This window comes from Streptomyces durmitorensis (assembly GCF_023498005.1).
Classification (GTDB): domain Bacteria; phylum Actinomycetota; class Actinomycetes; order Streptomycetales; family Streptomycetaceae; genus Streptomyces; species Streptomyces durmitorensis.
Genome location: NZ_CP097289.1, coordinates 5,517,249 through 5,529,320, shown reverse-complemented (window position 1 = coordinate 5,529,320; position 12,072 = coordinate 5,517,249). Strand labels below are relative to the sequence as shown.

Sequence of the window (12,072 nt, the reverse complement as noted above, 5' to 3'; positions counted from 1 at the left end):
GAAGAACATGTCTGAACTGCGACGCGAAGTCTCCGAGCTGGAGAGCAAGTCCGCCACGGCGGCCCGCCTCTTCGACATCCGGCGGATCATCGGTGGTCTGTTCGTCGTCTACGGAATCATCGTGACGATCGCCGGAATCTCACCGTCCGACGCCGACATGAAGAAGGCGGAGGACATCAACATCAACCTGTGGACGGGCCTGGCCATGCTGGCGCTCGGGCTCTTCTTCCTCGGCTGGCTGTGGCTGCGCCCCACGCCGCCGCCCACCGAGGCACCGGAAGCCGAGTAACACCCGACACCCCCGGCCGGGGCCCGAGTTCACTGCGACGGTGACTCGGGCCCCGTCGGTGTCTCCGAGTCGTTCGCGTAGCCCGCGGCGGGCCGTTCCGCGCGGTCGAGCAGGCCGGTGCGGGCGGCGAGCGCCGCGGCCTCAAGACGGGATCCGACGCCCAGCTTCATCAGGACGCGCTGCACGTGCGTGCGCGCCGTGCTGGGCGCGATCCCCATCCCGGCGGCGATGAGACGGGTGTCCTCGCCGTCCGCGACCCGCACCAGGACCTCGACCTCGCGGGGCGTCAGCATCTGAAGGAGCCGCTGCCCCTCGTCGTCGGGCTGAGCGGCAGGATTGAGCAGCTCGCTGAAGGCGCCCTGGAGCAGCTGCGGTGCGACGGCGGCCTCCCCGGCTCTCGCCTTCATGATCGCGCGCTCGACGCCCTCGATGCGCTCGTCATGACGTACGTACCCCGAAGCGCCCGCGGCGAAGGCCGCGGCGATGCCGCGCGGGCTGGGCACCGGGCCGAGCACCACCACGGCGACCTGTGGGCGCTCCCGCTTGATCTTCACGACCGGATCGAACATTCCGGCCTCGGCGGGCGTCGCCGTACCGAGCAGGCAGACCTCGGGAGCGCGGCTGATCACCAGCTCCGCCGCCCCGGCCGCGGGTGCGGCCGCGGCGAGCACCCGGTGCCCGCGCAGCTTCAAGGCCGAGGCGAGTGCCTCGGCGAGCAGTCGGTGGTCGTCGACCACCATGAGTCGCACACCCATCGAGCAACCCCCCACTTTCCCCCACGAATCCCCCACGGATCGAGGGCCCCCCGGCCCTGCACCCACTCATCCCCCGGAAGCTACACGCTTGTTCGACGTCGCGCGCCCCCTACCGGCGATAAGCGGCCCGGAATGCCTAAATCCCGGCCATGGAGGAGTGAGAGGGAGTACGTGCGTACGGAATGGTCCGCGGGGAAAGCGGAACAGCGCGAAACGGCCCCGCTCCTCATCAGGAACGGGGCCGTCCGGTGCGTACGCGGAGGTCACAAGGCCTACTGGGCGACGAATCCCAGGGCCGTGTACTCCTTCTCGTCCTTCGAGTACGGCTTGCTGATCAGCTCCTTGCCGAGGTACAGCTTGCCGTCGCCGTAAAGGAGTTCGTTCGATTTCGGGACCATGCTGCTGATCGCGCTGCCGACGGACTCGGCGGCGGGGGTCTCCAGGAGCTTGGTCTCCTTCATCGTCTTGCCGTTGAGGGAGATGACCTGGGCGCCCTTGTCGTAACCCGCGTCCTTGTACGCCAGGATGTTGCCGCCGTCCATGCGGATCGGGAACATCTCGCCGTTCTCGCCCGCGTCGGCGCGGTCGCCGGTGGTCTTCCCGGTGGCCAGCGAGAACGAGATGATCTCGTTCGTCTGGCTGTAGCTGTCACCGCCGCCGTCGTGCTGACGGGTGGGGACGTAGAGCTTGTCGTTGCCGACCGCCAGCGAGGAGCAGGCGTAGACGACGTTGACCTCGCAGTCGTGGTCGTACTTGCCGTCGGGGAGCGAGATCTTGGCGCGGAGCTCGCCCTTGTCGTCGATCGAGAAGACGTCCGTGACGCCGCTCGCGGTGATCTCCTGGGTGTCCTGGCCGAAGACGACGGGACGGGTCGAGATGATCTTGGCGTTGTCGACGCCCGGCGTCACCGGGTAGGTCCACTTCTCGTCGCCGGTCTTGGAGTCGATGAGCTGGACCTTGAGCTTCTCGTCGCCGTAGTCACCGCACTTCTGGACGGCGACGAGCTGCTCGCCGCCGGCGTAGCCCTCGTCCTGGCACTCGTCGCCGGGGTTGGGCTCCCACAGGTGCTTGCCCTCGGTGATCTCGAAGGCGGCGCCGCCCGCGCTGGATCCGACCGCGACGGTGCTGCCGCTGATGGTGAGCTCCTCGACCCGGGCGGCCGCGCTGCCCTCGTCGATGGTCTCCGTCCAGAGCCGCTTGCCCTTCTTCAGGTCGATCGCGGAGATCTGCGAGCAGGTCTCGTGGTCGCCCTTCTTGGTTCGCTTGCCCTCTTCGTACGCGACCGCGGCGATGCCGTCCTTGGTGACCTCGCGCGATCCCGCGCAGGTCTGGCCCGCGAGCGGCAGGGTCCACAGTTCCTTGCCGTCGGCCGGGTTGTAGCCGACGATCTCGTTGACGCCCGCCTTGGCGTAGACGTCATCGGTGAGCCAGGAGCCCTTGATGCTCCAGACGTCGTCCTTGGGGACCTCCGGCTGCGGGAGCTGCATGGAGACCGTGGCGCTGGTGTTGGACGGGACCTTCTCCGTGCCGGGGCCGCTCGGCCCCTGCTCGTTGCCGCCCTTCTGCTCGCCGCCCTTGCCGTCCTTGCCACCGGTGGAGCCCTCGGAGCTCGCCTCGGTGTCGTCCTTGGCGGTCGTGGCGTAGATGACACCGCCGCCGACGATCAGGGCGATCGCGACGACCGCACCGATGATGATCTTCATCTGGCTGCTGAGCTTCGAACCGCCCCCGGCCGGGGCGCCCGGCTGCGGCGACATCGGCATCGTCGGGGGCTGCTGCTGGTAGGCACCGTAAGGCGGCTGCTGCCCGTACGGGGACGGGGCCTGCTGGCCGTACGGCTGGGTCGGCTGACCCGGGTAGCCGTAGCCCTGGGGCTGGCCGGGAGGCGGGGTGCCGGGGGCCTGCGGCGCCTGGGGGTAGCCGTAGTTGGGCTGGCCCTGCGGCGGCGGGGGCGGCGTCGGCGGCTGGGCCGGCGGCGGGGTCTGCGGGTAGCCGTACGACGGGTTCGGATCCGGCTCGGGAGCCTTGCCGAAGCCCACCGGCGGCGGATCCTGGGGAGCGCCGAAACCACCCGGCGGGGGGTCCTGGGGGGCGCCGAACCCGCCCTGCGGGGGCTCGTTGGGCGGCTGGGGCGGCTGGGTCATGACGTCGATTCCTTGGGGACGAGAGTTGAACTGAGCGACGAAGAGGGCGACGTGCCCGCGGAGAAGATCACTTGCCGTAGGCCAGCATCAGCTTCTCCTGGCCCTTTGCGCTGCCCGAGAGCCGCGTGGTGGAGATGTAGAAGCGACCGTCCACGTAATCGACCGCCTTCGAGTAGAAGCCGCTCTCGATCTCCGAGGTCCCCTCGGGGTTCTTCAGGAGCGTCTTCGGCTTGTGCGAGCCCGAGAGCGGGATCGACACGACCTGGCCGCCGGAGTCGTACGAGGGGTTGACGTAGGCGATGACCGAACCGCCGTCGACCTTCATCGGCAGCATCGATTCCTCAAGCGGGGACTTCGTGCGCCAGGCCTCCTTGCCGGTGGCGAGGCTGATCGCCACGACCTCGTTGGCGCCGGACGTCGCCTTGGTCGGCAGGTAGAGGTTCTTGTCGTCGGTCGTCGCGCCCAGGCAGCCCTGCAGACTCCCGCCGAGGAACGTCGAGCCGTCGCACTCGGGTGCGAAGTCCTCGTCTACGCCGACCTCGGAGCGGGTGTCACTGCTGTTGGGCTTCAGCGTGGTGATGTTCCACTTCTTCTTGTCCTCGTTGGTGAGGTAGATGATCGTCGGGCTCTCGGAGTAGATCCGGCCGATCTTCCAGCCCTTGGGGAACTTCTTCGTCCACACGGCGTCGCCGGTCTTCGGGTCGATCTGCTGCAGCTCGTCGTGCTCGGTGGGCGAGCTAGCCCCGCACGAGTAGGCGACGAGCAGCTTCTTGCCGCCGGCGAAGCCGCTGGGGAAGCAGGTCCCCGGGTCCTTCTTGTCGGCGACGAAGAGTTCCTTGCCGTCGCTCATCCGCAGCGCCGTGCCGGACTGGGAGCGGCCGACCATCAGGGTGTCGCCGGTGAGGGAGAGGTCCACGTTGGTGGCGAAGTCGAAGAGACCTTCCTCCTTGACCGGCTTCGCCCAGCCCTTGCCGCCCGTCTTCAGGTCGACGACCTGGATCCGGCTGCACTTGGCGTCGTCCTTCTGGCCGTCCTTGTACGCGACGACGATCTTGTTGTCCTTCGTGATCTGCGGCGTCGTGCCACAGATCTTCTGCGGGAACTTGATCGTCGGCCAGGCGCTGTCGCCCGTCTTGACGTTGTAGGCGGTGATCTCCTTGTACGCGGCCTTGACGGCGATGTCGTCCTTGACCCACATGCCCTTGGCGTCGGCGCCGGAACCGGGCACCTTGGGCGCCTCCTTGTACCAGAGCACCTTCGACTCGCCGGGTTGGCGGCCCGCGTTGAGGTCTTCCTGCTTCTCGTCCCCGTCGCCGCTGCCGTCGCCCGGGTTGACCGGCGCGGAGCCGCTGGCCTTGGGGTCGTCGGACTTGCCGGCGACCGGCTTCTTCTTCTTGCCGCCGTCGTCACCGCCGACGACCGCCCAGGCGACACCGCCGATGACGAGCGCGCCCGCCGCGACGGCGGCCACGATCAGGCCGGGCTTGCCCTTGAAGGGGTTCTTGCTCCCGCCGCCGGGCGGGGTTCCGGGCATGCCGGGGCCGCCGGGGAACTGCGCCTGCTGCTGCGGGTAGCCGTACTGGGGCTGGGCGTAGGGGCCCGGCTGCGTGGGCTGGCCGTAGGGGCCCGGCTGACCGGGCTGCGTGGGCTGGCCGTAAGGTCCGGGCTGGTTGTACGGTCCGGGCTGGCCGGGCTGCTGCGGGTAGCCGTAACCCGGCTGGGCAGGCGGCGGGGTCTGCGGGTAGCCGTAGCCGGGCTGGGGCGCGGGCGGAGTCTGCGGGGCCCCCGGCGGCGGGGTCTGCGGGGCCTGCGGTGGCTGGCCCGGTGGCTGCGGCGCGGCTCCCTGCTGCGGATCCTGCGGAGCTCCGAAACCGCCGGAGGGCGGTTGGTTGGGCGGCTGAGTCATCAGCGCTTCCCCCTTCACTGATTTTTCGGCACGCCAAGTGGTGCTCAGGCCGACCTTTCTATCACCCTGACCGCCTAGCACAGATGACCGGTCCGTCCCCTGTTCCCAAGGGAGGACCGGCCCGTGATGCGTCCGTTACGAGACCTCTACGCGCTCTCCGCGAGCTCCAGCCAGCGCATCTCCAACTCGTCGCGCTCGCTGACGAGTTCACGCAACTCCGCGTCCAGTTTGGCCACCTTTCCGAAGTCGGTGGCGTTATCGGCGATTTGGGCGTGCAGCCATGTCTCCTTCGTCGACATCTTGTCCAGCTGCCGCTCGATCTTCTGGAGTTCCTTCTTCGCGGCGCGGGCGTCGGCGGAGGAGACCGTCTTCTGCGGGGCGGCCGGTGCGGCGGACTCGGCAGAAGCCGCCGACGCGGCGAGAGGGGCCGCGGGGGTGCCCGCGTCCGCCATCCGCTTGCGCCGCTCCAGGTACTCGTCGATGCCGCGCGGGAGCATCCGCATCGTGGCGTCGCCGAGCAGCGCGAAGACCTTGTCGGTGGTGCGCTCCAGGAAGAACCGGTCGTGGGAGATCACGACCATGGACCCCGGCCAGCCGTCGAGAACGTCTTCGAGCTGGGTCAGCGTCTCGATGTCGAGGTCGTTCGTCGGCTCGTCGAGGAAGAGGACGTTCGGCTCGTCCATGAGGAGCCGCAGGAGCTGGAGCCGCCGCCGCTCGCCACCGGACAGATCACCGACGGGCGTCCACTGCTTCTCCTTGTTGAAGCCGAACGTCTCGCAGAGCTGCCCCGCGGTCATCTCCCGGCCCTTGCCGAGGTCGACCCGCTCGCGCACCTGCTGCACGGCCTGCAACACCCGCAGCGTCGGGGAGAGTTCGGCCACTTCCTGCGAGAGATAGGCGAGCTTCACGGTCTTGCCGACCACCACACGCCCCGCCTCGGGCTGCACGTCGCCGTCGGAGCGCTGGGCCTCGGCCATCGCCCGCAGGAGCGAGGTCTTGCCCGCGCCGTTGACCCCCACGAGGCCGATGCGGTCGCCGGGGCCGAGCTGCCAGGTCAGATGCTTCAGGAGCAGCTTCGGCCCGGCCTGGACGGTCACGTCCTCAAGATCGAAGACGGTCTTGCCGAGCCGCGTCGTCGCGAACTTCATCAGCTCGCTGCTGTCACGCGGCGGCGGCACATCGGCGATGAGTTCGTTCGCGGCCTCGATGCGGTACCGCGGCTTGCTGGTGCGGGCGGGGGCGCCGCGCCGCAGCCAGGCCAGCTCCTTGCGCATCAGGTTCTTGCGCTTGGTCTCCTCGGTGGCCGCGATGCGCTCGCGCTCGGCACGCGCGAAGACGTAGTCGGAGTACCCGCCCTCGTACTCGAAGACGTCCCCGCTCTGTACGTCCCACATGCGCGTGCACACCTGGTCCAGGAACCAGCGGTCGTGCGTGACGCAGACGAGCGCCGAGCGCCGCGTCCGCAGGTGCTCGGCGAGCCAGGCGATGCCCTCGACGTCGAGGTGGTTGGTCGGCTCGTCGAGCACGATCAGGTCGGGCTCGCCGATGAGCAGCTTCGCGAGCGCGATACGCCGCCGCTCGCCGCCGGAGAGCGGACCGATGACGGTGTCGAGGCCCTGCGGGAAGCCCGGCATGTCCAGGCCGCCGAAGAGCCCGGTGAGGACGTCACGGATCTTTGCGCTGCCCGCCCACTCGTGATCGGCGAGATCGCCGATCACCTCGTGCCGCACGGTGGCCCCGGGGTCGAGCGAGTCGTGCTGGGTCAGCACGCCGAGCTGCAGACCGCCGTTGTGCGTGACGCGCCCGGAGTCCGTCTCCTCCAGCTTGGCGAGCATCCGGATGAGGGTCGTCTTGCCGTCGCCGTTGCGCCCCACGACGCCGATCCGGTCCCCCTCGGACACGCCGAGGGAGACACCGTCGAGCAGGGCACGCGTGCCGTACACCTTGCTGACTGCCTCGACATTGACCAGGTTGACGGCCATTAACGCTCCAGGGAAGGGGATCGATCGACCTCCAGCGTAGTCGGAGGCGGCGACCACGGGCCCGGCGGCCGCTGCGGGGACGATCAGCCGGTCCCGCGGGCGGAGCCGGGGAGCGACGGACGCCCGGCCCGCTCCACGAGCAGCCACCCCGCCAACGCCATCCCCACCGCCACGGGCGCCGTCATCCGCACGGCCACCACCATCGCCGTACGCCCTTCGAGCAGGCCCCCGAAGCCGACCATGGAGAGCCCGAGCACCCCGAAGAGGCAGAGCACGACCCCCACCGCGGCCGCGGGCCCCGAGGCCGCGCCCGGTGTGCCGCCCGGCTCCCGCACCGCACCCGGCTTCTCGAAGCGACGGAACGCCGCGACCAGCAGCCCGGTGACCACCACCGCGGCCGCCATGCGCAGGGGCACCTGCGTCCACCACTGGGCGGTGGCGGGCTCGGGCAGCCGCACGTCCGCCGCGATCAGCACCCCGTACACCCCGAGCATCGCCGTCAGGTGCCACAGGAACGCCGTCATCGAGACCCCGTTCGCCGCCACCACACCCCGCCACACCCGCGGCCGCGCGAGCCACCGCACCGCGGGCCCCCGCAGCAGCTCCACCGCGCCCACCAGCCACATCCCGTGGCAGAGCAGCGCGAAGGTCGGCGGTGCCATGTTCGACACACGCTCACCGGGCATCCCGACCATCGACAAGGGATAGGGCCCGAAGGCCACCAGAGCCGCCGCACCCGCGAGCCCCGTCACGGCCAGGGCGACGGGCATCCGCAGCCTGCCGTCCGCCCGCAGGAAGCCCAGCTGATGGACGGCGAGCCACACGAAGGCGAAGTTCAGGAACTCCACGTACGGCACACCGAAGGCGAAGCGCGCCACGTCCACCGCGCCCGCGGCGAGGACGAGACCGCCGAACGCGCCCCACCCGTACCGCTCGTGCAGACCGAGCAGCAGCGGTGTGAAGGCGACCATCGCCAGATAGATGCCGATGAACCACAGCGGCTGGGCGACGAGCCGGAGCGTCACGTCGAGCAACGCGCCGCCCTGGCCGAGGAGTTGGACCACCAGGGCGGCAAGTCCCCACACTCCTATGAAGACCATCGTCGGCCGCAGCAGCCGCTGGAGGCGGGCCCGCAGGAACACCGAGTAGACCGACGCGCCCGCCTCGGCCTTCCGGCTCAGGGAGCGGTACGACAGCGCGTGCGAGAAGCCGCCGACGAAGAAGAACACCGGCATGATCTGCAGGACCCAGGTGAGGAGTTGCAGCTCGGGCACGACGGCGAGGAGGTTGCCGACCTCGGTGCGGCCGTCGTCCCCGACGGTCACCGCCGCCATCAGCCAGTGCCCGACGACGACCGTGCCGAGCGAGGCGACCCGCAGCAGGTCGATGTACCGGTCGCGCCCGGTGGGCGTCTTCTCGGCCAGTTCGCGAACGCTTGATCCCATGTACGTACGGTCGCGCGCACCGCGGCCCCCGCGTCAGCGCGTACATACTCAGATCCGCGCCTGAGTACCTACACCCCTAGAGCAGCGTCGCGCCCGGCGCCGGTGAGTCCGCGACGCGGGCCGTGCGGCAGGTGCCGGAGGCCGAAAGCGCCGCCGCGATCCGTCGCGCGGAGGCGGCGTCCGCGGCGAGGAACGCCGTCGTGGGCCCGGATCCGGAGACCAGCGCGGCCAGGGCGCCGGCGTCGGTACCGGCGGCGAGGGTGCCGGAGAGCGAGGGGAAGAGCGAAAGAGCCGCGGGCTGCAGGTCATTGGCGACGGCACCGGCGAGAGCCTCGACATCCCCCTTGCGCAGGGCGTCGAGCAAGGCAGCCGATGCCTTGGGGGCGGGGGCTTCCGGGGTCAGGCGGTCGAACTCGCGGTAGACCGCGGGCGTGGAGAGCCCGCCGTCGGCGACGGCGAAGACCCAGTGAAAGGCCCCGCCGACCTCAAGGACCTCCAACTGCTCGCCACGCCCGGTGCCAAGCGCGGCCCCACCCACCAGGCTGAACGGCACATCACTGCCCAACTCGGCGCAGATGTCGAGAAGTTCATCGCGCGAGGCCTCGGTCCCCCACAGCGCGTCGCACGCCACGAGCGCGCCCGCACCGTCCGCGCTGCCACCGGCCATGCCGCCCGCGACGGGGATGTCCTTGGCGATGTGGATGTGCACATCGGCCGTACGACCATGCCGGGCGGCGAGCAGCTCGGCGGCCCTGGCCGCCAAGTTCGTACGGTCCAGGGGCACTTGGGCGGCATCGGGCCCGGAGCAGGTCACGCGCAGCTGCTCGGCGGGGGTCACGGTGACCTCGTCGTAGAGCCCTACGGCGAGGAAGACATTGGCGAGGTCATGAAAACCGTCCGCGCGCGCGGCCCCCACCGCGAGCTGGACGTTGACCTTCGCGGGAACGCGTACGGTCACGCTCACGCGCCCGCTCCCTTGTGCTCGGCGATCCGCGCGAACTCCTCCACCGTCAGGGCTTCGCCGCGTGCCTGCGGCGAGACTCCGGCGGCGACGAGCGCCGCCTCCGCCGCCGCGGCCGAGCCCGCCCATCCGGCGAGCGCGGCCCGCAGGGTCTTGCGGCGCTGGGCGAAGGCGGCGTCGACGACGGCGAAGACCTCACGCTTCGACGCTGTGGTCTCGACGGGCGCGGCGCGCCGCACCAGGGAGACGAGCCCCGAGTCGACGTTGGGGGCGGGCCAGAAGACGTTCCGCCCGATGGAACCGGCGCGCTTCACGTCGGCGTACCAGTTCGCCTTCACCGAGGGCACGCCGTACACCTTCGAGCCCGGGTCGGCGGCGAGGCGGTCGGCGACCTCGGCCTGCACCATCACGAGCGTGCGCTCGATACTGGGGAAGGTGTCGAGCATGTGCAGCAGCACGGGCACGGCCACGTTGTACGGGAGGTTGGCGACCAGCGCGGTCGGGGCGGGGCCCGGCAGCTCGCGCACGAGCATGGCGTCGCTGTGCACGAGCGCGAAGGATGCGGCCTTCGCCGGGAGCCGGGCCTCGACGGTCGCCGGAAGGGCCCCGGCGAGCACGTCGTCGATCTCGACCGCGATGACGCTGTCCGCGGTGTCGAGCAGCGCGAGGGTCAGCGAGCCGAGCCCCGGCCCGACCTCGACGACCACGTCCTTCGGGCCGACTTCCGCGGTGCGGACGATGCGGCGGACGGTGTTGGCGTCGATGACGAAATTCTGGCCGCGCTGCTTGGTCGGGCGTACGCCCAGGGCAGCGGCCAGCTCGCGGATGTCGGCGGCGCCGAAAAGGGCCCCGGGCTCACTGTTACTCACCACCCCAGGTTACGGGCCCTGGCCCCTGGGCCCTGACCAGACCTCTCCCACCCACCCGCCCGTTCACCCCGCATCCGACCCTCGACGAACGAGCTTTCCCGCCCACCCACCCGATTGCCCCGCGGTGACGAGGGTTGGGTGGGCGATCGGCCCTCACGCGCTCGCAGTCGGCGACGCACGCGAGGGGACGGGCCGGTATGTCCGCCCGGAGCACGGTTCGCGGCGCTCCCCCGCCGCAGTAGCCCATCGGCCACCGGACGATAGCGAGGACGGACATACCGGCGCGGCCCCGCCCCCAAGACGGACCATCCCCGCAGCCGAAGCAGCCCCCCCCCTACAACCGCCCCCCACAATGCGGCCAAGGACTGGCCCCCCGCTGCACGTACAGCTTCTTCGCGCGGAACGTCTGTTCCTCCGCCGGAGCGTCCTGCGGGCGACCCGACCCGCCAAGGCCCTGCCACGTCCGCGTATCGAACTGGTACAGGCCCCCGTACGTCCCCGACGCGTCCACCGCGTTCGGGCGGCCGCCCGACTCGCAGTGCGCCAGCGAGCCCCAGTTCAGGCCGTCCGCGCCCGACACCGAATTCGGCAGCTGCTTCGTCCCCACCTTCACGATCTGCGTCTGCGGCTCCCGCACCACCTCCGACCGCACCCGCCGCGGCTTCTGCTTGACGCCGTTGACCGTCCGCAGCGCGTACGTGACCCGCCGGGTCCCCTGGTGGCCCTGCCGCTCCACGACCTCCGTACCGGCGAACAGCGACGGATCGTCCGTCCGTTGCACGTCGAACGGGATCGGCTCCTCCCGCACCTCCTTGCGCCCGGAGATCCGCATGACGGTGACCGTCTGCCCGTCGCGCGGGAAGCTGCCGGGCGCGACGGACGTCGTGTCCTGGCCGTTCAGGGTGATCCCGGACTCCGCGACCGCCTCCCGCACCGTCGCCGCGTTCGTACGGATGGTCCGCTCACGCCCGTCCGCCATGATCGTCACGGTGCGCTCGGTCCGTACGTCGAGATCAAGACCGTCCCGCTCGATCCGCTTGCTCCGCGAGGCCGACAGATAGGCGCCCTCGGCCCGCACCCCGAGCTGCCGCAGCGCGCCGTCCACCGTGCGCGCCGTCGTCCACACCTCGCGCCGCTGCCCGTCGAGGGTGAGCTTGACCGGCCGACCGTAGCGGACGGCGATCTCGTCGCCGCTGGCCAGGGCCGTGCTCGCGGTCGGCGCCACGATGTCGTGCGTGCCGAAGTCCACGCCTTCGTCCTCGAGCAGCTCCCCCACGTCGTCCGCGAAGGTGTGCAGGGTCCGCGACTCGCCGTCGACGCTCAGCCGCACGGCCTTGTCGTTGGCGACGAAGGCGGAGGTACCGCCCGCGAGGAAGGCGACGACCAGCGCCTGCGGCAGCAGCCGCCGGAACGTATCGGGCCGCCCGGCGGAAGGGGACGAGCCCTTCGACCGCCCGCCCGACCGCGGGCTCGACGACCGCGGCTTCGTCTTCTTCCGCCGGGCGGCCCGCCGCGCCTCGGCCCGCCCTCCGTCGGGCACGGCCCCGGTGGCCTGCCGGGGGAAGTAGTCCCCGGCATCAAGCTCCTGCTCAGGCCACAGCCCAGGCTCCGGCTCCGGCTCATAGGTCGTGCCGCCCCCATAAGACGTCTCGTACTGCGGCGCATGACTCACGACGACGCTCCAGCGTTCTCGTTCTGGTCCGGATCGGGCGAGGCGGACC

At 70.8% G+C, this 12,072-nt stretch carries 9 protein-coding genes; 1 reads left to right on the top strand and 8 read right to left on the bottom strand.

Features of this window, described 5'->3' with window-relative positions; genetic code table 11:
- Positions 1 to 7 precede the first annotated feature (7 nt).
- Entirely contained in the window at positions 8 to 289 is a 282-nt protein-coding gene (locus M4V62_RS24830) for a hypothetical protein (protein WP_249589435.1), read from the top strand.
- Between the two features lie 29 nt (positions 290 to 318).
- On the opposite strand, the gene M4V62_RS24825 is transcribed toward M4V62_RS24830, so the two are convergent.
- The 8 genes from M4V62_RS24825 to M4V62_RS24790 form a co-directional block, all read right to left on the bottom strand.
- A complete protein-coding gene (locus tag M4V62_RS24825; protein WP_249589434.1) occupies positions 319 to 1,044 on the bottom strand; it encodes a helix-turn-helix transcriptional regulator in 726 nt (241 codons plus the stop codon).
- A 272-nt stretch (positions 1,045 to 1,316) separates the two neighbouring features.
- A complete protein-coding gene (locus M4V62_RS24820) occupies positions 1,317 to 3,188 on the bottom strand; it encodes an outer membrane protein assembly factor BamB family protein (RefSeq protein ID WP_249589433.1) in 1,872 nt (623 codons plus the stop codon).
- Between the two features lie 67 nt (positions 3,189 to 3,255).
- Complete coding sequence (locus M4V62_RS24815; protein WP_249589432.1) at positions 3,256 to 5,094, bottom strand: outer membrane protein assembly factor BamB family protein; 1,839 nt, start codon at positions 5,092 to 5,094, stop codon at positions 3,256 to 3,258.
- 146 nt (positions 5,095 to 5,240) lie between these two features.
- A complete protein-coding gene (locus M4V62_RS24810) occupies positions 5,241 to 7,076 on the bottom strand; it encodes an ABC-F family ATP-binding cassette domain-containing protein (protein ID WP_249589431.1) in 1,836 nt (611 codons plus the stop codon).
- An 83-nt stretch (positions 7,077 to 7,159) separates the two neighbouring features.
- Positions 7,160 to 8,521: an acyltransferase family protein gene (locus M4V62_RS24805; protein ID WP_249589430.1), complete on the bottom strand. Its 1,362-nt coding sequence runs from the start codon at positions 8,519 to 8,521 to the stop codon at positions 7,160 to 7,162.
- 76 nt (positions 8,522 to 8,597) lie between these two features.
- On the bottom strand, positions 8,598 to 9,485 hold the full coding sequence (locus M4V62_RS24800) for a 4-(cytidine 5'-diphospho)-2-C-methyl-D-erythritol kinase (protein ID WP_249589429.1): 888 nt from the start codon (positions 9,483 to 9,485) through the stop codon (positions 8,598 to 8,600).
- Entirely contained in the window at positions 9,482 to 10,351 is an 870-nt protein-coding gene (gene rsmA, locus M4V62_RS24795) for a 16S rRNA (adenine(1518)-N(6)/adenine(1519)-N(6))-dimethyltransferase RsmA (RefSeq protein ID WP_249589428.1), read from the bottom strand. The genes M4V62_RS24800 and rsmA overlap by 4 nt, the downstream gene beginning before the upstream one ends.
- 334 nt (positions 10,352 to 10,685) lie before the next feature.
- On the bottom strand, positions 10,686 to 12,023 hold the full coding sequence (locus M4V62_RS24790) for a resuscitation-promoting factor (protein ID WP_283779106.1): 1,338 nt from the start codon (positions 12,021 to 12,023) through the stop codon (positions 10,686 to 10,688).
- Positions 12,024 to 12,072 lie beyond the last annotated feature (49 nt).

Coding starts and splice junctions, on each gene's coding strand:
- M4V62_RS24825 (WP_249589434.1), bottom strand. CDS start 1,044: ATGGGTGTGCGACTCATGGTGGTCGACGACCACCGACTGCTCGCCGAG.
- M4V62_RS24830 (WP_249589435.1), top strand. CDS start 8: ATGTCTGAACTGCGACGCGAAGTCTCCGAGCTGGAGAGCAAGTCCGCC.
- M4V62_RS24820 (WP_249589433.1), bottom strand. CDS start 3,188: ATGACCCAGCCGCCCCAGCCGCCCAACGAGCCCCCGCAGGGCGGGTTC.
- M4V62_RS24815 (WP_249589432.1), bottom strand. CDS start 5,094: ATGACTCAGCCGCCCAACCAACCGCCCTCCGGCGGTTTCGGAGCTCCG.
- M4V62_RS24805 (WP_249589430.1), bottom strand. CDS start 8,521: ATGGGATCAAGCGTTCGCGAACTGGCCGAGAAGACGCCCACCGGGCGC.
- M4V62_RS24810 (WP_249589431.1), bottom strand. CDS start 7,076: ATGGCCGTCAACCTGGTCAATGTCGAGGCAGTCAGCAAGGTGTACGGC.